This window comes from Magnetospira thiophila (assembly GCF_054657015.1).
Window position 1 is genome coordinate 1,494,306 of sequence record NZ_BAAHXF010000001.1, and the last position, 22,095, is coordinate 1,516,400.

The window sequence follows — 22,095 nt, forward strand, 5'->3', positions numbered from 1 at the left end:
CAAGCCTCTTCCGCTTGCCGATTGTAATATCGACTTGCACCGAAAAATCATTCGTTCATGCTCAATTAATCTATGTTTAAATGTATCAGTTCTATCAGGAGGGTGGCCCAAGGCTTTTCCCTTTCAATGGATTTGTCGAAGAAATAAATCCATTTATAAACAGTGTATACATTATGACATCATTAGTAAATAAGCATATAATTATAAATTGTACTAAATAAGGATGGCGCGGCGGGCCCAAACCGGGATTCCCGGATCAGAGATAAGGTAATAGTACTTTTTTTCGCAGAGTGTCGGCTGCCAGTCGGGCCCCGCTGCCCCAGTCCTCACTCTGGCCAAATGTTGTTTCGGTCCAGCTCTCAAAGGATTTTCTGGGTGAGATCATTTCCTGTGTTGGATCAGAGGAGGCCCGCTTATCAGGATTGCCCGCCCAATGGATCTGCTGGGGTAACTCTGGCCGAAACCAGTAAAATCGTGGCTCATTGTGGGATTTCGGATGAGCGAGTTTGACGCCGATGAGGCCGCTTGCCCAGTCGCGCCAGGCTTCCGCCGCCGGGAATAGAGACATCAACTTCGTTGTGATCAGGGTGGGGTCTGGACAATGCTTGATAAACCAAGCGTCGATCTCTCGGATCGCCGTCTCCGGTGGGGTCGTGCCGAAAGGCACAAAAGAGTAACCATCAATATAAGCCCCTCCGGTGGCTTCGGTCAGTTGCAGCCAAGCGACGCCACCCTGGCGTATTTTATCGCAGAGCGAAGCCTCCGCAGAGGATCTGGCGAGCAGATCAGAAATGTTTTCACCAACGGAATTTAAAAAACGCATTTTCTCCCCAGTCAGCCAGGTTGACAGGGCAAGGGCGTAATAATCCGCAGTCTTCGCGCATTGGGCACGGGTCTCCAGGCTCAGGTGACGGGGTGTCGGATGATGACAGGCAATCAATCCCCACAGCTGCTTCCGTACCATGATGGATAATGAAAATGAGGCACCGACGCCCATGTTTTTCAGGTATTGGATGTGAACGGGCGAGACGCTGCGCAAATCGGCATGGGTCAGGTCCAATATCCCGTTTTCGGTTTCACCCAAAATGGGCTCCGGCGATTGCGAAACGTCTGAAATCAGTCGATAGGCGTTTTGTTCGTAAAGCTTGCGGGCAATTCTGGGTATGTCGGAGGCGGGAAACCGCAGTCCCAGATAGGAGTCAAACGCCTCGGATCGGGACAATTCAGTGATCACCTCCCCCGACCAGTCGTCGTGAAAGCGATAAATCATCACTTTCTCAAAGCCGGTTAAGTCCTGAATCGTTTGCGCCGCATTCCGATGCAATGCCATCACTTCTGCTGCCGCTTCGGGGACCTTGAAAAATCTCAAAACAGAGAAAAGATCGGTGTCTTTTTTTCCCGGTTCAGCCGTGGGTTCCAACTCTATCAACAGACGATCCTTTTGAGGGATCAAGGTGACTTCGCACACCACTCCAGAGCCCAGGGATCTGATGCAGGGTAAGGTCCGAGGGGTTCCGCCATCCTTCACCCCACGAATGCCGGCGATATCGAATCCCAAGATTTGATCTGCGGCCTGTCCGATGATTTCCGTAAGGGGGCGATGCAAAAGGGCCGATGCGTTTTCACTGGCATGCGTAATTGAGCCGCCCACGCTGTCCACGGCAAGCAGGACACCAAATGGTTGGATGGCTGAAGAATGGTGGAGTTGCTCCAGTTCACATTGCTGCAAAAGCTGCGTTAATTTCTGGGCTTCGTCCATTCGATGACCTCATGGGGGGTGGCGGCGGAACGACAGTCACGCAAACGACAAGGAGGGGCGTTCAATCGGATATATATTGGAAAAAGCGAACTTCGGTTTCAGAAGGGAGCACCTTCAAACCCGGCGGCATATCTTTGTGAGAGTCTTTGAAATGATGACTCTTATGCCATTTGTCATAGCTGCTCTTGTCTGTCCAATAGGTGAGTAGCCATATTTCCTGCGGATGATCGTCCGGGCTGATGACATCCATGCGCAGAAAACCGGGTGCAGAATCGACCAGTCTTGGACGGTTTCGGAAAGCCGCCTTCACCGTGTCTTCCAGGCCTTCGATCACCACAAATCGGCTTGACGCGACGTATCCGGGATTTGGGCTCACTTTCTTGACAGGCATTTGCTCTTCCTTTTTCGCATCTCAAGAATAAAGAACATTCATTCCAAGTACTCAACCCAAATTTGATCCGGCTCGAAGCTTATTTGTAAAGTATTCTATAAACAATGGCGGAAAATCATTCATCATCGTCAGTCGGGAGTTTAGTGCCTGAGAATCAAATGTTCCTTCCAGCGCCAGTAAATCTCTCAGGTGATGGATATCCTCCTGAACGAATCCCATTGTCCAGTCCGGGAAAGACCGCTTTTCGATGCTTTCGTTAAGCAGTACGTGAATATTCCAGTGACGATAATCCTGGATTATGGCTCGGAGCGTGGTATCGACGCGATGGCTCTCCCCCTCCAGAATTTGAATGAAAAGGCCATCAGCGTAAACGAGGAGTCCCGTCAGGCCATTTTTCTGATTGTTCAGCCTGGATTTTTCCAGGATGGACTGCAAATCAGTCTGACCGAGTCCATCTTGGAAATTGGAACTGTATATCACATGCTTCAGGCCCATTGGGACGCAATCCTGGTTAATCTAATACCGCTCGGAGTCTTGGGCTTCGCCTCAGGAGAACATAGTCTCGCCACATCACATATTAAAGTGCAGGGGTGGGTTTATGTCAGCACTATTGACCTAGTTGCCCCTTTGGGACACAATGGGGGCCACATGTCGGATTCTATCCACTAGGGCTTCCGAAGCCGGGCCGGACATGGTAAGAGCCCCCACGCGCCCGCCACAGCGCGTGAGTTTTTGGCGCGCTGTCGGCGGCGCGCGACACGACGAAAATGCTTGATGGTCGTTGCCTGCGGCCTTCAGGAGAAGACGAAACCCCGCTTTTGAGGGAGTGAGTTGATGAGAGCTGCTGGTTATCCGGCGCCGCAGGGTCTGTATGACCCGGCCCATGAACATGATGCCTGTGGCGTCGGTTTCATCTGCCATGTGAAGAATCAGAAAAGCCACCATGTGGTCACCCAGGGTCTGGAGATCCTGAAGAACCTGACCCACCGTGGGGCCGTCGGCGCCGATCCGCTGGCTGGCGACGGGGCCGGAATCCTGATTCAGATCCCGGATGCCTTTTTGCGCGAGGAAGCCGCAGCGCTGAACATCACCCTGCCGGACATCGGATTCTATGGCGTCGGCATGATCTTCCTGCCGAAAGAGGAAAGCAGCCGCGCCACCTGTATCGCGCGAATCGAAAAGATCGTTGCCGAAGAGGGTCAGACGGTGCTCGGCTGGCGCGACGTGCCGACTGACAATTCCGGTCTTGGCGAAAGCGTGGTGAAGGTCGAACCGGCGATTCGGCAACTGTTCATCGCCCGCGCCGCCACCCTGGCCGAACAGGATGCCTTTGAACGCAAACTCTATGTGATTCACAAGCGGGTGCAGATCGAGTGCCGCCAGATCGACGTGCCCGACGCCCGCATGGTCTATGTGCCCTCCATGTCCTCGCGCACCCTTGTCTACAAGGGCATGTTGCTGGCCGATCAGGTGGACGCCTACTACGCCGACCTCAACGACGAACGCATGGTTTCGGCCCTGGCCCTGGTGCATCAGCGGTTTTCCACCAATACCTTCCCAAGCTGGGAGCTGGCCCATCCGTTCCGCATGATCTGCCACAACGGCGAGATCAACACCCTGCGCGGCAACATTAACTGGATGAACGCCCGCCGCAACAACATGGTCTCCGACCTGCTGGGTGAGGATTTAGGCAAAATCTGGCCGGTGATCGCCGAGGGGCAGTCGGATTCGGCGAGCTTCGACAATGCGCTGGAACTGCTGGTGCAGGGCGGCTATTCCATGGCCCATGCCATGATGATGATGATTCCCGAAGCCTGGTCGGACAATCCGTTCATGGATGCCCACCGCAAGGCCTTCTACGAATATCACGCCGCGCTGATGGAACCGTGGGACGGTCCGGCCGCCGTCTGTTTCACCGACGGGCGGCAGATCGGGGCCACCCTGGACCGCAACGGCCTGCGTCCGGCGCGTTATCTGGTCACCGACGACGATTTCGTGGTCATGGGTTCGGAAATGGGCGTGCTGCCGGTGCCGGAACACAAGATCGTGCGCAAGTGGCGGCTGCAACCGGGCAAGATGCTGCTCATCGACCTGGAACAGGGCCGCATCATCTCCGACGAGGAAATGAAAAAGCAGCTCTCGCGTAGCCAGCCCTATCGCCGCTGGCTGGCCGAAACCCAGATCATGCTGGAACATCAGGCCCCCCAGGTGGCGGCCATGGCCCCCGACGACGACACTTTGCTGCTACGCCAGAAGGCCTTCGGCTATACCCAGGAAGACATCAAGTTCTTCCTCAAGCCGATGGCGGTGAGCGGCCAGGACCCGGTGGGCTCCATGGGCTCCACCTCGGCCCTGGCGGTGCTGTCCGACAAGTCGCGGCTGCTCTATGACTATTTCCGGCAGAAATTCGCCCAGGTGACTAATCCGCCCATCGACCCGATCCGCGAAGAGCTGGTCATGTCGCTGATTTCGCTGATTGGCCCGCGGCCCAATCTGCTCGACCTACGTACCGGCGGCAAACATATGCGCCTGGAAGTGCGGCAACCGATCCTGACCAATGTGGATCTGGAAAAAATCCGCCGCATCGACGACGCCCTGGGAGAATCCTTCCGCACCAGTACGCTGAGTATCTGCTATCCGGCAGAACAGGGCGAAGCCGGTCTTGTGCTGGCCCTTAAGGCGCTGGTGGATAAGGCCGAACGGGCGATCCGGGAACAGGGCTATAACATCCTGATCCTGTCGGACCGCGACGTGGATGCCGACCATGTGGCCATTCCGGCCCTGTTGGCGACCTCGGCGGTGCATCATCATCTGGTGCGTCAGGGCCTGCGCACGGAAACCGGCCTGGTGGTCGAAACCGGCGAGGCCCGCGAGGTGCACCACTTCGCGGTGCTGGCGGGTTACGGGGCCGAGGCGATCAACCCCTATCTGGCCCTGGATACCCTGGCCAGCCTGCAACCCCTTCTGCCCGATGAACTCAGCCTCGATGAGGTCCATCACCGCTACATCAAGGCGGTGGCCAAGGGGCTGCTCAAGGTGATGTCGAAGATGGGCATCTCCACCTATCAATCCTATTGCGGAGCGCAGATTTTCGACGCGGTGGGGGTGTCCAAGGAGTTCATCAAGACCTACTTCACCGGCACCGATACGACCATCGAAGGCATCGGCCTCGCCGAGGTGGCCGCCGAGACCCTGCGGCGTCACCGACTGGCCTATACCTCCAGCAAGACCGACGATCTGGAGCCGGGCGGCTATTTGAGCTATCGCCTGACCGGCGAGGAGCACGTCTGGACGCCGGAGACCATCGGCGATCTGCAACATGCGGTGCGCATGAACGACCAGCAGCGCTATGACCAATATGCTCAGCGGATCAACGACCAGTCGCGCAAGCTGTTGACCCTGCGCGGCCTGTTCGACATCCGGGACGGCGCCGCGCCGGTGCCCCTGGACGAGGTCGAACCGGCGACTGAGATCGTCAAGCGGTTCGCCACCGGGGCCATGTCGTTCGGCTCCATTTCCTACGAGGCGCACAGCACCCTGGCCGTGGCCATGAACCGCATCGGCGGCAAGTCCAATTCCGGCGAGGGCGGCGAGGAACCGGAACGGTTCGTGCGCGAGGCCAACGGCGACTTGAAGCGGTCGGCCATCAAGCAGGTGGCCTCGGGCCGCTTCGGGGTGACCACCCATTATCTGGTCAATGCCGACGACATCCAGATCAAGATGGCCCAGGGCGCCAAGCCCGGCGAGGGCGGTCAGTTGCCCGGTCACAAGGTCAACCGGACCATTGCCCGGGTGCGTCATTCGACCCCCGGCGTCGGCCTGATTTCGCCGCCGCCGCACCACGACATTTATTCCATCGAGGATCTGGCGCAGCTCATCTACGACCTGAAGAACGTCAATCCCAAGGCCCGCATTTCAGTCAAGCTGGTGTCCGAAGTGGGCGTCGGCACGGTGGCGGCGGGGGTCTCCAAGGCCCATGCGGACCATGTGACCATTTCCGGGTTCGACGGCGGCACCGGCGCGTCGCCGCTGACCTCCATCAAGCATGCGGGCAGTCCGTGGGAAATCGGCCTCGCCGAGACCCATCAGACCCTGGTCCTCAATAAGCTGCGCGGTCGCATCGCGGTACAGGCCGACGGCGGCATGCGCACCGGGCGGGACGTGGTGATCGGGGCCTTGCTGGGGGCCGACGAGTTCGGCTTCGCGACGGTCGCCCTGATCGCCGAGGGCTGTATCATGATGCGCAAGTGCCATCTGAATACCTGTCCGGTGGGTGTCGCCACCCAGGACCCGGAATTGCGCAAGAAATTCCTCGGCCAGCCGGAACATGTCATCAGCTATTTCATGTTTGTTGCCGAAGAAGTGCGCAAGTACATGGCGCAGATGGGTTTCCGTCGCTTCGAAGAGATGATTGGGCGTTCTGATATGCTCAACATGCGTCAGGCCATTGATCACTGGAAGGCGCGTGGGCTTGACTACAGCCGCATTCTCACCCTGCCCAATGTCGGCCCCGAGGTGGCACGCTTCAACTGCGAGACCCAGGATCACGGGCTGGACAAGCAGTTGGACAACAGGCTGATTGCCGAGGCCAAGGCGGCGCTTGAGAGCCGTACGGCAGTGCAGATCAGCAGCCCGATCAAGAATACCGACCGCTCCGTCGGGGCCATGCTGTCGGGCCGGGTGGCCGAGAAATATGGTCACGAAGGCCTGCCCGAGGATTGTATTTCGGTCAAGCTCAAGGGCACCGCCGGTCAGTCCTTCGGAGCCTGGGCCGCCCGCGGGGTCACCCTTGAACTGGAAGGCGAGGCCAACGACTATGTGGGCAAGGGTCTGTCCGGCGGCCGTCTGGTGGTCTATCCGGCGGCCGATTGTCCCATCGTCGCTGAAGACAACATGATCGTCGGCAATACGGTGCTCTATGGGGCCATCTCCGGGGAATGCTATTTCCGGGGTATTGCCGGGGAGCGTTTCGCGGTCCGCAACTCCGGCGCCATCGCGGTGGTTGAAGGCACCGGAGATCACGGCTGCGAATACATGACCGGCGGCGTGGTGGTGGTGCTCGGCGCGACCGGGCGCAACTTCGCGGCGGGCATGTCCGGCGGTATCGCCTATGTGCTCGATGAGGCCGGCGATTTCGAAATGCGCTGCAACATGGCGATGGTCGAACTGGAGCCGGTCATCGACGAGGCCGACGCCATGGAGGAACTGGTGCATCAAGGCTTGGATATGGAAACCCATGGCCGGGTGGATGTGATGACCGACATGACTCGCCACGATGCCCTGCGTCTGCGCCAGTTGATCGAGAAGCACGCCCATTACACCGACAGCGCCAGGGCCAAGGAGATCCTGGCCGATTGGGAGGACATGCTGCCCAAATTCCGCAAGGTCATGCCGGTGGAATATCGCCGCGCCTTGCAGGAAATGCAGATTGCCAAGAGTGTGGAAAAGCAAAAGGCGGGCCGTGGCCTGCGTAGGGGGAAGTGAGCCATGGGCAAGCCGACCGGTTTCATGGAGATCCATCGTCAGGCACCCGGCTATGCGCCGGTCCACCAGCGAATCCGACACTACAAGGAATTCGCCATCCAACTGGACGACAAGGAGTTGGGGCGTCAGGGGGCACGCTGCATGGATTGCGGCATTCCTTTCTGTCACGGGGGATGCCCGGTGGACAACCTGATCCCCGACTGGAACCATTCGGTGTTCCGGGGACGCTGGGACGAGGCTTCCCGGACCCTGCATTCAACAAATAACTTCCCGGAATTCACCGGGCGGGTCTGCCCGGCTCCCTGCGAGGCGTCCTGCACGCTGAACCTGACCGACGAGGCGGTCACCATCAAGAATATCGAACTGAGCACCGTCGAACGGGCCTGGAATGATCATCTGATCAAGCCGCAAATCGCCAGCCACCGCACCGGCAAGCGCATCGCTGTGGTCGGGGCCGGGCCGGCCGGACTGGCCGCGGCCCAGCAATTGGCGCGGGTCGGTCATCAGGTCGTGGTGATGGAAAAGAACGCCCGCATGGGCGGCCTGCTGCGCTACGGCATTCCGGACTTCAAGCTGGAAAAATGGACCATTGACCGGCGCATGGCCCAGATGCAGGCCGAGGGGGTGGAATTCCGTCCCGGCTGCCATGTGGGGATCAACTATCCGACCGCCGAACTGATGCAGTCCTTCGATGCGGTGGTGCTGGCCTGCGGGTCAGAGAAGCCGCGTGATCTGCCGGTACCGGGGCGCGAGCTGGACGGTGTCCATTTCGCCATGGACTTCCTGACCCAGCAAAACCGGCGGGTGGCCGACGAACTGTATGACGACGCCAAGGAACTGATTGCCCGCGACAAGCATGTGGTGGTCATCGGCGGCGGCGACACCGGCTCCGATTGTGTCGGCACCTCGATCCGCCATGGGGCGAACAGGGTGACCCAGATCGAGATCATGCCCAAGCCGCCGGAACAGGAATTCAAGCCGACCATTTGGCCCAAGTGGCCGTTGAAGCTGCGCACCTCGACCTCCCACGAGGAAGGCTGCGAGCGGCAATGGAGCATCATGACCACCTCGTTCGAGGGCAACAACGGCCGTCTGAAAAAAATCAACTGCATCCGGGTGGATGACAAGTTGCAGCCAATCAGTGGCACCGAATTCGTGCTCAAGGCCGATTTGGCGCTGCTCGCCATGGGCTTCGTCCATCCGGTGCACGACGGCCTGGTCAGCGATTTGCAATTGGATCTGGACCCCCGGGGCAACGTCCTGGCCGACTACGACAATTTCCAGAGTTCCAACCCCAAGGTCTTCGCCTGTGGTGACATGCGCCGGGGACAGTCTCTGGTGGTCTGGGCGATCAAGGAGGGCCGCCGCTGCGCCCGCGCCGTCGATGCCTTCCTGATGGGCGAGAGTCGCCTGCCGGGGTGAGCCTGCATAGGGGTGAATGAAAAGGGCCGGTGACGGACATCACCGGTCTTTTTCATGTCAAAATTTGCGCAATCCGATCAGGGCCGGGTCCATGTTGTCGAGGCGGATGTATTGGGCCAGAACGTGCATCAATGATTGGTGACAATCCTCAATGACGCCGTAGTTGTCGGCCTCCACATGCAGATGGTAGGTCGCCAGACCGGCCAGCCGCCCACCGTCGAAGCCGGTGAAGGCGATCACGTCCACCCCGTTTTCCCGCGCCCATTGGGCGGCGCGCACCACGTTTTCCGAATCCCCGGATGAACTGATGACCAGCAGCAGGTCCCCCGGGCGGGCATCGGAGCGCAACTGATAGAGAAACACATCGGCATAGGACATGTCGTTGGCGATGGCCGTCAGCATGGGAATGTTCGACGACAGGGAGATGATCCGCGGCTTCAGGGGAGTGTCCGATTGCACCAGCTTGGCATGATCGCCGACGAAGCTGTCGGCAATGGCCGCCGAGCCGCCGTTGCCGCAAACATAAAGCCGCCCCCCCTCCCGATAGGTGGTCTCCAGCCGCGTCCCCGCCTGGGTCAGTCTGTCTCGATCTATAGATTTCAGGGCATACGCTAGGCGGTTGGTGTAAGCGTCGAAGTAGGCGGCAATATCCGTGAACGGCTCATCGGGAAAGGTCATGACACTCTCGGTTGGTGGACTCAGCAGGCACCTCCGACGACGGAGGCTTCGGCCAGCACGCGAAGCTGACGGCTGGACACAGCTAGCATGGAAAAGTCCGGTTTGTCACCCGCCCACATTTCGGAAAGCATCTGTTCGGTCCGATTGACCATATCCTGGTGCAGTTCTACCCAATTTTCGATCGCCTCTTCGGGTTTGTCGTTCACTCGTTTGGGGCACTCCAGAACCTTCGAGGCGAGGGCCATCTGATGGCCGTACAGATCCTCGATAAGGGCCGCCACGGCCAGTTTCTGCCAATGGTTTTCCGTTTTCAGCCCTTCGGCCGCCGCCCGCATGAAGCCGAGGCGGAAGCGCCCACCAACGGCAAAATAATGCCCGGCAACAGTTTCCACCGACAAGCCATGCTGATCGGCCAGACGCACGATGTCGCAGCCTGAAATCAGCACCATCAGCCCGGCCAAGCGGCGAGCCAATTCTTCCGGAACCCCCTCGTCCACATAGGATTGGGTGCGTGTCGCCAGATCCTCGGCGGCACGGGGCGCCAGAACCGCATCGAGTTGCCCGGCAAGGGTCGCCAGTCCGGGGGCGAAGCGCGCCACATTGGCCCCGATATCCAGCGGCAATGGCATCTGCCGCAGGAACCACATGACCCCGCGATCAATCAGCCGATTGATCTCTAACATCATGCGGGTTTGCAGATCCGCCGAAACCTTACTGTCGAGGGCCTCAATCTGGGCCCAAATTTCACGCAACGAGAACACGTCGCGGGTGACCAGATAGGCCCGCGCCACCTCGGCGGCGTGCAGTCCGGTCTTTTCGGCGATCTGGGTGACGAAATAGCCGCCCACCCGATTGATCATGCTGTTGGAAACGAAAGTGGCGACGATTTCCCGACGCAGCCGGTGTTCGCCAATCAGTTTGCGGTACTTCTTGCGCAGGGCGGTGGGGAAGTAGCGGACCAGATCCTCGGCCAGGGCCGGATCGTCGGGCAGATCGGACTCCATCACCTGATCGAACAACCAGATTTTGGCATAAGGCATGAGAATGGAAATTTCCGGCCGGGTCAGGCCCTGTCCGGCGGCCTCCCGTTCGGCCAGGGTCTCGTCGTCGGGCAGGTATTCCACCGTGCGGTCCAGTCGTCCGGTGCGCTCCAGCATGCGCATCAGGCGGGTTTGCTGGTCGAGAATATCGACTCCCTGGCTGGCGACGACGGTCAGGGCCTGGGCCTGCAAGTAGTTGTCGCGCAGCACCAACTCGCCCACTTCGTCGGTCATGGTTTGCAGCAGCTTGTTGCGCTGCTTCGGCGTCATGTCGCCATTGGCGACCACCTTGTCGAGCAGGATCTTGATGTTGACTTCGTGATCGGAACAATCGACGCCGGCGGAATTGTCGATGGAATCCGTATTCAGATGCCCGCCGCGCAGGGCGTATTCAATGCGTCCGCGCTGGGTGACGCCCAGGTTGGCCCCTTCGCCGATGACCTTGCAGTTGAGATCGGTGCCATTGACGCGCACCGCGTCATTGGCCCGGTCTCCGGCGTCGGCATGGGTTTGCTCGGAGGATTTGACATAGGTGCCGATGCCCCCGAACCACAACAGATCCACCTCGGCAGTCAGGATGGCGCGAATCAACTCGTTGGGGGTGATCGTTTCCTTGTCGAGACCCAGCAACGCCTTGATCTGCGGGCTGAGTTTCAGCTTTTTGGCCGACCGCTCGAAAATGGCGCCGCCCTTGGAGAGCAGGCTCTGGTCATAGGCATCCCAGCCCTTGACCTCCTTGAACAATCGCTGGCGCTCGGCAAAGGTCTTGGCGGTGTCGGGGTCGGGATCGACGAAAATATGCAGGTGGTTGAAGGCGGCCACCAGCTTGATGTGCTTGGACAGCAGCATCCCGTTGCCGAAGACGTCGCCGCCCATGTCGCCCACCCCGGCGACGGTAAAGGGCTCGGACTGGGTATCGACCCCCAGTTCGCGGAAATGCCGTTTCACCGATTCCCAGCCGCCACGGGCTGTAATGCCCATGGCTTTGTGGTCATAGCCGTTGCTGCCGCCGGAGGCGAAGGCATCACCGAGCCAGAAGCCGTAATCAATGGCCACCCCGTTGGCGATGTCGGAGAACGTCGCCGTGCCCTTGTCCGCTGCGACCACCAGATAGGGGTCGTCGCCGTCATAGCGCAGCACGTCCGGCGGCGGCAGAACGTCGTCGCCGTTCAGGTTGTCGGTGAGATCGAGCATGGCGGAAATGAACGTCTTGTAGCAGGCGATTCCCTCTTCGATGAAGGCCGCGCGCCCCCCCTCGGTGGGCGGCCGCTTGACCACGAAACCGCCTTTGGAACCGACCGGCACGATGACCGCGTTCTTGACCTGCTGGGCCTTGACCAGACCCAGAACCTCGGTGCGGAAATCTTCCTGACGGTCGGACCAGCGCAGGCCGCCTCGGGCCACCGGGCCACCGCGCAAATGCACCGCCTCGACCCGTGGGCTATGGACGAAGATTTCCTTCCACGGGCGCGGCAGCGGCAGTTCCTCGACCATTTGGCTGTCCAGCTTGAAGGCAATGTAGGACTTCGGCGCGCCCTCGGGCGTGGTCTGGAAAAAGGTGGTGCGCAGGGTGGAATCGACCAGATTAATGAAGCGTTTGAGGATGCGGTCCTCGTCGGCGCTGGAGACTGCTTCCAGGCTGGCCAGCAGATCGTTGCGCAGGGCCGAGACGATATTGTCGCGCTGTTTGGTGCGGGCCGGATCGAAGCGGGCCAGGAACAACTGCACGATCTGCCGCGCCAGATGGGCATTGCGGCTCAGGGTCTGCTCCATATAGATCTGCGAAAAGGGAATGGCGGTCTGTCGCAGATATTTGCAATAGCCGCGCAGGACGGCCACTTCGCGCCAGTCCAGACCGGCGCTCAGAACCAGGGCGTTGAAGCCGTCGCTTTCGGTTTCGCCGGACCAGACTTTTTGCAGCGCCTCTTCGAAATTCTCCCGGATGGCCCCCAGGTCGATGGTGCCGCCATCCTGGGTGCGCAACCCGAAATCATGAATCATCACCGTGTCGCGCTGTTTGGCCGAGGGCGATCCGAAACGCAGGTCGTAGGGCACCTCGTCCATCACCTTGAAGCCCATATGTTCGAGCATGGGCAACATATCGGACAGCGGCACCGCACTCTGCGGATGGTAGATTTTGAGGCGGACTCGGTCCATGGCCATGCCCAGCGGCCGATACAGATTCATGGTCAGGCTGTCGTTGCGCAGGGCGAGATCCACGTGGTCCACGTCGGCCACGGCGGTGGCTACCTGAAAGGTGCTCATATAACCGGCCGGAAAGGCATCCTGATAACGCTGAAACAGGGTCAGCCCCTTTTCCTCGCCGTGCGCCTCGACCAGGGCCTGTTGCAGGCGGTCGGTCCAGGAACGGGCCGCCTCGACAATCTCCGTTTCGATTTCCGAGAGATTGTAGGTCAATTCTGCGTTCGGGTTGGTCCGCAGGATGATGTGCAGCCGGGCCAGGGCGGCATCGGAAACCTGGATGTAATAGGCTGCGGATTCGGCCTCGAAGGCGGCCTCCAGGATTGTCTGAATCTTTTTGCGCAGGGCGGTGGTGTAGCGGTCGCGGGGGATATAGACCAGACAGGACATGAAGCGGTCGAAATCGTCGCGGCGCACGAACAGCGCCACCCGGGGCTGGTGCTGCAGGTGCATGATCCCCTGAACGGTTTCCAGCAGATCCTTCTCGCTGATCTGGAACAACTCGTCGCGCGGAAAGGTTTCGAGCACGTTGAGCATGATCTTGGCGTCATGGCTGGCCCGGGGGAGCCCGGCCTGTTCCTGGATGCGCCGGACTTTCTTGGAGATCAGGGGGATTTCCGTCGCCCGTCGGTTATAGGCCGAGGCGGTAAACAGGCCGACGAACATATGCTGGCCGATGACCCGTCCTTCCGCGTCGTAGCGCTTGATGCACAGGGTGTCCATGTGGGCCGGACGATGCACCGTGGAACGCAGATTGGCCTTGGTCACCATCAGGATATCCTGGCGGTGCGAAAAGGCCCGCAGTTCGGACGGGACCGGTCGTCCGTCGATGAGCTGATTGAACACCAGCACCTGGGGATTGGCGAGCAGACCCAGGGCGCTTTCGGACTGCACCTTGATCAGCTGTTCCCCCTTGGGACCGGCAAATTCGCAATAGCGATAGCCGAGGAAGGTGTAGTTGCCCTGATTGATCCAGTTGAGAAATTCCTTCGTCTCGGCGACGGTGGTCGCTTCCAGATTGGCCGGTGGACTGTCCAGTTCGGCCAGCACCCGGTCCATGGTGTCCATCATGCCCCGCCAGCCGGAAACGGCGGCCTCCACGTCCTTGAACACCGAATCGACGAGGCTCTGCACCTCCTTCAGTCGCGCGGGGTCGGACAGCTTGGTAATCAAGACCTGGGTATAGGATTCCTGATGCGCGCCGTCGTCTTGGGCATCAATCTCGTAGATCCGGCTGACATTGCCGTCGTCGTCGCGGGTCATGGTGATCAGCGGATGCACCAGCCGGTGAATGGTCAGGCCCTCGTTGCTCAGGGCAGCGGTGATGGAATCGATCAGGAAGGGCATGTCGTGGATGACCACCTCGACCACCGTAAGATCGGTGCGCCAGCCATGCTCTTCCAGATTGGGGTTGTAGACCCGGACCTTGTGCGCCCCCGGTTGCCGATTGAGCCCGAACATCCACAAGGAGAGCGCCCCACCGAACAGACGGTCCACCGGGTCGCCGATCATGTCTTCCGCCATGACGCGACGATAGAACTGCCGGATGAACGTCGCGGCAGAACCGGCTAATGGACCTTCGAGGCGAACATTGGCCTCGGCAACCGCCTTCTCGATAAGGTCGGCCTTCTGTTTCAACGGATTCAGTACCATGGGGGGCTCCTCCCAGTAAAAGTGGTGTTTTAGCCCCTCCGAATCATTCCCTCGCCGAAATGCTAGCCGAAGTGGGTAAAAAAACAAATAATTTTGAACCACTTGTTCGTTTGGTCTAGAATTATTGATGTAGAGATGGGATGCCGAATACCAGCCGCGAGGAAAAAATGTCAGGCCAAAGTGAAAATCCTGATTTCGACCTGCTGATCACCCGTCTGCCGTCGCATGTGGTGGACAGTCTGGATGAAGCCCAGCGCTCGGCCATCCATGACGTGGTCAGCGCCGCCACCTGGCGGACCCATCCCATAGATATCCGTTACAGCCTGCCGTTTTTCGGGCGCCGGTTCTATCTGACCGTGGTCGCCGGGGAAGAAAAGCGGATGCCCGACCGGCAGCGCGTGGCGCACCAGGACAAGCCGAAACTGTCGCTGGCCAACCTGTTTTTCTTCATGGGGCTGGGGGCGCTGTTTTTCCTGTTGTTGGTGATCGCCCTGGCGCTGCAATCGGCGCTGGTCGAATTTTAATTTTGATAGGCTTCCAAATCGTCGCGCAGGCGCGCCACCACCAAAGACCAATCGCCGGCCACGGCTTGCCGGTACAGGCTCAGGGCGCGATACCAGGGGCTGTCCAGGCGGTCCAACATCCAGCGCCAGTCGGGTACCCGGGGCAGCAGCACCCAGCAGGGTCGGTCCAGCGCCCCGGCCAGATGCACCATCGCCGTATCGACGGAAATCAGCAGATCCATGCCGAGCAGGAATCGCGCGGTCTGTGAGAAATCGGTGAGCCCGGGGGCCAGATCCTCGATCAGCCCAAAGGCCCCCAGATCGGCGATTTGTTGCCGGGCCGGGCCGGTCTGGAAGGAAAAGAAACGTATCCCCGGCAGTTCCAACAGCGGCATCAGGGCCGCCAGGCCGCAACTGCGGTCGGCATCATTGGCATGCCGAGAATCCCCGGCCCAGACCAAACCCACATAAAGCCGTCGGTCGCTCGTTGGACGCTGGGGGATGTCCAGACTGTCGGGCAGCGACAGATAGGGGGTCTCGCGGGGCAGGGTCCGGGCCGTCACCCCCAACAGATGCGGCAGACTGAGCAGCGGCGCATGGAGGTGGTGGGGCGGCGGCGGACCGGCCAGCGAAACCACCTCGTCAACCCCGTCCGCCGTCGCCAGCAGATCGCACAATATGGGAGGGGCCTGCACCACCACCCGTCCAACCCGTCGGGCCGCCAGGGCGGCAAAGCGGATCGCCATCAGGGAATCGCCCAGCCCCTGTTCGGTCACCAGGAGCAGGGTCGCGTCGGGATGCTCGGCCCCGCTCCAGGGCGGACTGTCTAGCGGTCCGCTCAACAGCGGCACCCGGCGCATGCGGGCTTCATAGGCGGCAAAGCCCTCGTCCAGGCGACCGGCCAGCAGCAGCACCCGCGCCCGGCCCATCTGCGCGCTCAGCAGATCGGGCTGTCGGGCCAGGGCTCGCTTGAAGGCGGCCAGGGACTCGTCAAACCGTCCCAGGGAGCCCAGGCATTGACCGCGCAGGGTCTCGGCGGCGGCGAATTCCGGGGCCAGTGTCAGCGCCTGCCCGGTGGCCGCCAGGGCCTCCTCGAACCGGTTGAGGGCGAATAGGGCGGAAGCCAGATTGTTGTGCGCCTGCGGATCGTCCGGATTGAGCGACCGGGCGCGCCGGAAGCAGGCAAGAGCGGCCGGATATTGCCGCAATTCGGACCGCGCCACTCCAAGGTTCATCCACAGGGCCGGGTTATGGGGGGCGGACAGCAATCCCTGGCGGGCCACCTCCGCCGCGTCCTGGAAGTGCCCCAGCCGTCCGAGCAGCAGCGACAGATTGACCGGCGCGCCGGTCAGATTGGGGCGCAGAGCCATGACGCGCCGATAATGCGCCACGGCTTCCGGAATCCGCCCGGCATCGCGCAGGGCATTGCCGTAATTGTAGAGGGTTTCCGCGTCCTCCGAACCGAATGTGGCGGCTTTTTCCAACACCAGCAGGGCCTTGTCGTGATGGCCCAGGGCGCGCAGCATCACGCCCAGATTGCCCAGCACGGCGGCGTTGCGCGGGTCCAGTTTCTGGGCCCGCAAATAGAGGGCGGCAGCCCCGGCGTGGTCGCCGGACCGGTGGCGGACGGCCGCCTCATTGATCAAATTTTGGACTTCCGGCACCGGCTCGGCCATCCTCCGCCCCTCGTTGCGGCTATTCCCCTTGCTGCAACAGCAAACCCTTGATTCGCGCCACGTGCAAGGTGAAAAGGAACCAGCCCCCGGCGAGGGTCAAGTACACCACATTGAGCCCCACGGCGGCCAGGAAATGGTCCATTCGGAATCCCTCGCCGAGCAGCACCGCGCGCATGCCCTCGAACACATGGCTCGACGGCAGGATCATCGACACCGGTTGCAGCCATTCGGGCAGGGTGGATATGGGGTAATAGATCCCCGACAGCGGTGCGAAGGCGAAAATGGCCACCCAGGCCAGACTTTCCGCCCCCATGCCGAAACGCAGCACCAGCGCCGCCACCACCAGCCCGATACTCCAGCCGAAGACCAGCAGATTGATGAAAAAGACGATCAGCGGGGGGCCGAGGGAAAAGATCCATACATCGTACAGCGGCAACGACAACAGGGCCGCCGGGGTGACGCTGATCACGGTGCGAATCAGGCTCATGGACATCAGCGCCGCCACATGCTCGATGGGGCGCAGGGGGCTCACATAGAGTTGCCCCAGATTGCGCGCCCACATTTCCTCCATGAACGACAGGGAGACCCCGAGGTTGGCGCGGAACAGAATGTCCCACAGCAGCACCGCCGAAATCAGCACCCCCGCCGCCTGCGCCACCCAGGAGGAATGGTCGAGGAAAAAACGGGTGACAAAGCCCCAGGTGATCATCTGCACGAACGGCCAGTAGGCCAGTTCCAGAAGCCGCGGCCAGGAGGAGCGCAGCACGTACAAATGGCGCAGCATCACTGCCCCGACCCGCTGCCAGGAGAAGCCGGGAACGGCGGGGGTGCTCATGGGACGGCCTTCCCGCCGTTGCGGCGGTCACGGGCGATATCCAGAAAGACCTCTTCCAATGTTTGCTGGTCGTAGCGGGTGCGCAAATCCGCCGGAGATCCCGAATCGACGATCCTGCCATGGCGCATCATCAACACCTGATCGCACAGCCGCTCCACCTCGGCCATGTTATGGGAGGCGAGCAGAATGGTGGCGCCCGTGCGTTCCCGGTAGCGTTCCAGGTAGCCGCGAATCCAGTCGCCGGTATCCGGATCGAGCGATGCTGTGGGTTCGTCGAGCAGCAGCAGGTCCGGTCGGTTGAGCAGGGATTTGGCCAGCGCTACCCGGGTCCGCTGACCGGCCGAAAGTTCGCCGGTGCGGCGGTTCATCAAGGTTGCGATGTCCAGGTCCTCGGCCAGTTCGGCAAGCCGCGCCCGGCGGTCGGGGATGGAATAGAGATGGGCATAAACCGTCAGGTTCTCGCGCACCGTCAGCCGCCGGGGCAGGTCCACATAGGGGCTGGAGAAATTCATGCGCGGCAGAATCTGCTGGCGCTGGTGCCGCATGTCCAGGCCGAACAGGGAAATGTCGCCGGAGGTCGGCAACAGCAAGCCGAGCAGCATGGACAAGGTGGTGGTCTTGCCGGCCCCGTTGCCGCCCAACAAGGCCGTGGTCGATCCGGCGGTGACGGTAAAGGAGATTCCGTCCACCGCGGTGATCGTCTCGAAGGATTTCACCAGCCGGGAAATCTCGGCAACGGGAGGCGTGGCGCTCATTCAGGTGCGCCGCCGCTTTCGGCTCAGAAGTTCCTGTTTGCGGTGTTCCTCGGCGATCAGGTTTTCCACGTAGCGGCCCTGGAAGACGCTGATTCCCAGAGCCTGTCCGAAATCCACCGACTGCCGGGTGTCGCAGCGGCACAGCACCACCCGGTCGCCCCCCGCGTGGTCGATCAGGTCACGCAGTTGCGCCATCTCGTCGGCATCCTCGGTGGCCATGTCGGGGGTCCAGATGAGTTTGACCATATCGGCCCCGAGCCCTTCGCGGTCGATCAGCCCGATGGTGTCGCGGCGCAGGCCGTCAATGCACAGGCGATAGCCCCGGTCCTTGATGAATTCGCGGGCGAACATGAAGGCCCCCAGATCCTGGAAGATGTCGATCTGTTGCAGTTCCACCACCATGGTGCCGCGACGGCTGGCGGTCACCGCGTCGTCGAAAGCCAGAAATTCCTGCGACAGCAGGGTCGCGATATTCAAATTGAAGCTGATATCGCCGGACAGGGTGATCTGGTCGGTCTTGTTGAGCAGCGACAGAATCCGCCGATCAAGAATGCTGGTCAGATGCTGGAACAGCCAGCGGTTGGAGGTCAGGTCGACCCCCGGCATCATCGCCTCGCGCAGGTCGCGGATGGAAATGAACAGTTCGCTGAACACCGGCAACGGCGCCCCGGAACCGACGATGGCCGAGGCATATTGCCGCCGCACCATGTTCGACAGGTCGGCGCGCAACAGGCCTTCTTCGAGGCTGGCCAGCAGTTTGGGGGTAATCGGTTCGCCCCGCTCCTGTTTGACCCGCAGGGCGGCCTTGGTCTCTTCCTCGACGACGACCTTGGCCTCTCTGGTGCGCTCCTGGTCGACCATGCCCTTGGCCAGATCGAGAATTTCTTGGTATTGGGAATCGGCGTCGTACCAGGAGCAGAAGCGGTCCTCCTCGTCGCCATTCTTCACCAGCAGCGGGTCGTCGCCGAACATGAAGCGCAGCTTGACCACCGAGGTTTCCACGTCATGCAGGGCGTCCTTGCGGAAGATCAGCAGCATGTCGCTGTTGCTCAGGGTGAACAGCTGACCTTGCAGACTCTTGACCAGGGTCTCGAAGCTGTTGGCGGCGATGCGCAGATGATGGTCGCGGCGGTTATAGGGGCGCAGGGCGGACATGTGAATATGGATCATCAGCCGCCCCTGCTTGTGATCGTCCAGACGCTGAACGTAATCCAGGAACAGGCTTTCCTGGCTCGGCAGGCGCTTTTGACTGTCCATTGCGGCGACCATGGAATTACACCTTGCCCTTCGTCGAGATGGCGGCGACCAGTTTGTCGATGAAGCGGCCCTGGAACCGCTGGACTCCCAACTGCAGGCCGACCTTGACCGCCTCTTCGTTGTCGATGCGGGCCAGGATCACCCGCTCCCGAATAGAGTGCATCATTTTGCGCACCCGGTCCATGCGTCCCGCCTCGGCGCTCGGACGCAGGTCGCCGGACCAGTTGATCTTGAGAAAGTCGGCCTCCAGGCCGGAGGGATCGAAATATTGCAGGCTCAGGGGGTTGACCCCGTCGATGAGGACCCGGAAGCCCTTTTTCTGGAGACTGTCGCGGGCTGAACGGTAGGCTTCCATGTCGGCGAATACGTCCACATGCTGCAACTCCAGAACCACCTTGTCCGTGTGTTCTCCGACCCGTTCGCTGAACACCTGGAAATCGACGGAACGGACGGTGGAAATATTCATGTTCATGCTGATCGGCCATTTCAGGGCCTTGAAATCGCGCCGTCCCAGCACCGCCAGCATGCGTCTGTCCAGGGTCTCGGTCAGATACTGGAACAGCCAGAAATCAGACACGATATGGACCCCCGGCGCGACCCGCTTCTTGAGATCGGCAATGGACATGAAATGCTCGCGGAACAGCACCGAGCCGCCGCTGCCGCTGGTCACATGCAGGGCCGCCTGTTGGGAAATCAGGTCTGCGATCCGGGTATGTTGCAGCCGTTCAACCAGGGCCGACAGGGTCAGCGCGTTCATCGGTTTGCCGAGCAGCGCCTCGGGGGTCTGATCGCGGCCCTTTTGAGTCACTTCGCGGCCCTCGTCCACAATGTCCTCCAGCAGCGCCCAGAAATTCTGGAAATCCTTGTCCAGATCGTACCAACTGGAAAAGCGGTCATGGCCAATGGCTTCATCGGCGAAGATCAGCGGGTCCTCGCTGTAGAAATTCCGCAGCTTGAGAATTACCGAATCGATGTCGGAAACCTTCACGTCTCGGGTGATCAGCACCAGATCGCAATTGGCCATCACGTAAAGCGTGGCATCGTGATTGTTGGACAGATTGTCGAAGGTACGGGCGGCGATGCGCACATGGGTTGGTTCCCGATGGTAGGGACGCAGGCGCGACAGATGCACATGCACCGCCACGCAGCCCGCCCGGTTATGCCGGATGCGCCGAATATGATCGACCAGACGCGGTTCTTCACCGGCGATGCCCAGAGTCGGATTAAAGGTGGTGGTGATCGTATCGTCCATGCCGCTCGCTCTTGCCCTGTTCCTCAGGGGGTGTCGGGCCATCATAGTTCCAGGTTCCCTTCCGACACAAGTGAGGTGGCGAAGGGAGCCGAGAAACGGGACTCCTTGATTCGGCGACGGAAAGCGGGCAAGTTGACGGCCAATCGACAGGCATTCCAGGGAAGTTCATTCATGCATCTACGCAAAAGAGTACTGGTCACCGGCGGCGCGGGGTTTCTCGGCTCGCATCTCTGCGAACGTCTGCTGGACATGGGGCAGGACGTTCTGTGTGTGGATAACTTCTTCACCGGCACCAAGGACAACATTTCCCATCTGCTCGACCATGCCAATTTCGAGTTGATGCGCCATGACGTGACCTTTCCGCTCTATGTGGAAGTGGACAGGATTTATAATCTGGCCTGTCCCGCCTCGCCGATCCATTACCAGCACGACCCGGTGCAGACCACCAAGACCTCCGTCCATGGGGCGATCAACATGCTGGGGCTGGCCAAGCGCACCAAGGCGCGGATCTTCCATGCCTCGACCAGCGAGGTCTATGGCGATCCCATCGTCCATCCGCAAGACGAACGCTACTGGGGCAATGTCAATCCCATCGGGCCGCGCGCCTGCTACGACGAAGGCAAGCGTTGTGCTGAAACCCTGTGTTTCGACTATTACCGGCAATACGGCACCGATATCCGGGTCGGGCGGATTTTCAACACGTACGGCCCGCGCATGCATCCCAACGACGGGCGGGTGGTGTCCAACTTCATCATGCAGGCCCTGCGCAACGATCCGATCACCATTTATGGTGACGGGGGACAGACCCGATCCTTCTGTTACGTGGATGATCTGGTGGATCTGATGATTCGCTTCACCGAGTTCGAGGGCGACTTCACCGGCCCCATGAACATGGGCAATCCGGGTGAATTCACCATCAAGGAATTGGCCGAAATGGTCATTCAGATGACCGGCTCGTCGTCGGAGCTGGTGTTCCAAAAACTGCCCACCGACGACCCCCTGCAACGCAAGCCCGATATCGGTCTGGCCCGCAAGAACCTGGGCTGGGAACCGGGGGTCGGTCTGCGCGACGGGCTGCAAAAAACCATCGAATATTTCCGCGACTTCGTCTGAGCAAGGGCCAATTAATTAGAATTCCTGGATATTTGCGGCCAAACCCTTTATGGTCGCGGGCAAAACATTCATGGG

Annotated in this window: 14 protein-coding genes; 4 read left to right on the top strand and 10 right to left on the bottom strand. The window is 60.4% G+C overall.

From position 1 onward, the window contains the following. Nucleotides 1-256 precede the first annotated feature (256 nt). The 3 genes from ACYQ1P_RS07295 to ACYQ1P_RS07305 all read right to left on the bottom strand — a co-directional run bounded on the left by ACYQ1P_RS07295 (nt 257) and on the right by ACYQ1P_RS07305 (nt 2,645). Entirely contained in the window at nt 257-1,759 is a 1,503-nt protein-coding gene (locus tag ACYQ1P_RS07295) for a GAF domain-containing protein (RefSeq protein WP_460019681.1), read from the bottom strand. A gap of 61 nt (nt 1,760-1,820) precedes the next feature. After that, complete coding sequence (locus ACYQ1P_RS07300; RefSeq protein WP_460019682.1) at nt 1,821-2,150, bottom strand: antibiotic biosynthesis monooxygenase family protein; 330 nt, start codon at nt 2,148-2,150, stop codon at nt 1,821-1,823. A 51-nt stretch (nt 2,151-2,201) separates the two neighbouring features. Continuing rightward, complete coding sequence (locus ACYQ1P_RS07305; protein ID WP_460019683.1) at nt 2,202-2,645, bottom strand: BLUF domain-containing protein; 444 nt, start codon at nt 2,643-2,645, stop codon at nt 2,202-2,204. Nucleotides 2,646-2,984: 339 nt separating this feature from the next. Between ACYQ1P_RS07305 and gltB the strand changes: the two genes are divergently transcribed. Together gltB and ACYQ1P_RS07315 are read left to right on the top strand one after the other, a co-directional pair. Then, entirely contained in the window at nt 2,985-7,634 is a 4,650-nt protein-coding gene (gene gltB / locus ACYQ1P_RS07310) for a glutamate synthase large subunit (RefSeq protein ID WP_460019684.1), read from the top strand. A gap of 3 nt (nt 7,635-7,637) precedes the next feature. Further along, complete coding sequence (locus tag ACYQ1P_RS07315) at nt 7,638-9,056, top strand: glutamate synthase subunit beta (protein WP_460019685.1); 1,419 nt, start codon at nt 7,638-7,640, stop codon at nt 9,054-9,056. Between the two features lie 57 nt (nt 9,057-9,113). Here ACYQ1P_RS07315 and ACYQ1P_RS07320 read toward each other — a convergent pair whose 3' ends face one another. Together ACYQ1P_RS07320 and ACYQ1P_RS07325 are read right to left on the bottom strand one after the other, a co-directional pair. Further along, a complete protein-coding gene (locus ACYQ1P_RS07320) occupies nt 9,114-9,734 on the bottom strand; it encodes an SIS domain-containing protein (protein ID WP_460019686.1) in 621 nt (206 codons plus the stop codon). Nucleotides 9,735-9,754: 20 nt separating this feature from the next. Beyond that, the gene (locus ACYQ1P_RS07325) at nt 9,755-14,629 is read right to left on the bottom strand and encodes an NAD-glutamate dehydrogenase (RefSeq protein WP_460019687.1); all 4,875 of its coding nucleotides are present in this window, start codon (nt 14,627-14,629) and stop codon (nt 9,755-9,757) included. A 140-nt stretch (nt 14,630-14,769) separates the two neighbouring features. Between ACYQ1P_RS07325 and ACYQ1P_RS07330 the strand changes: the two genes are divergently transcribed. Further along, entirely contained in the window at nt 14,770-15,153 is a 384-nt protein-coding gene (locus ACYQ1P_RS07330; RefSeq protein WP_460019688.1) for a hypothetical protein, read from the top strand. Here the strand turns inward: ACYQ1P_RS07330 and ACYQ1P_RS07335 are convergent. Genes ACYQ1P_RS07335 through ACYQ1P_RS07355 form a run of 5 tightly spaced genes read right to left on the bottom strand, consistent with a single transcriptional unit; the run spans nt 15,150 to nt 20,907 of the window. Beyond that, on the bottom strand, nt 15,150-16,808 hold the full coding sequence (locus ACYQ1P_RS07335; protein ID WP_460019689.1) for a tetratricopeptide repeat protein: 1,659 nt from the start codon (nt 16,806-16,808) through the stop codon (nt 15,150-15,152). The genes ACYQ1P_RS07330 and ACYQ1P_RS07335 overlap by 4 nt on opposite strands. 19 nt (nt 16,809-16,827) lie before the next feature. Next, a complete protein-coding gene (locus ACYQ1P_RS07340) occupies nt 16,828-17,643 on the bottom strand; it encodes an ABC transporter permease (RefSeq protein ID WP_460019690.1) in 816 nt (271 codons plus the stop codon). After that, nucleotides 17,640-18,398 (bottom strand): ABC transporter ATP-binding protein, encoded by a 759-nt coding sequence (locus tag ACYQ1P_RS07345; RefSeq protein WP_460019691.1) that lies wholly within the window; start codon nt 18,396-18,398, stop codon nt 17,640-17,642. Before ACYQ1P_RS07345 ends, ACYQ1P_RS07340 begins: the two co-directional genes overlap by 4 nt. After that, the gene (locus tag ACYQ1P_RS07350) at nt 18,399-19,667 is read right to left on the bottom strand and encodes an EAL domain-containing protein (RefSeq protein WP_460019692.1); all 1,269 of its coding nucleotides are present in this window, start codon (nt 19,665-19,667) and stop codon (nt 18,399-18,401) included. A 4-nt stretch (nt 19,668-19,671) separates the two neighbouring features. Next, the gene (locus ACYQ1P_RS07355) at nt 19,672-20,907 is read right to left on the bottom strand and encodes an EAL domain-containing protein (protein WP_460019693.1); all 1,236 of its coding nucleotides are present in this window, start codon (nt 20,905-20,907) and stop codon (nt 19,672-19,674) included. Between the two features lie 171 nt (nt 20,908-21,078). Here ACYQ1P_RS07355 and ACYQ1P_RS07360 point away from each other — a divergent pair, with 171 nt between their 5' ends. Beyond that, on the top strand, nt 21,079-22,020 hold the full coding sequence (locus tag ACYQ1P_RS07360; protein WP_460019694.1) for a UDP-glucuronic acid decarboxylase family protein: 942 nt from the start codon (nt 21,079-21,081) through the stop codon (nt 22,018-22,020). The last annotated feature ends 75 nt before the right edge of the window (nt 22,021-22,095 follow it).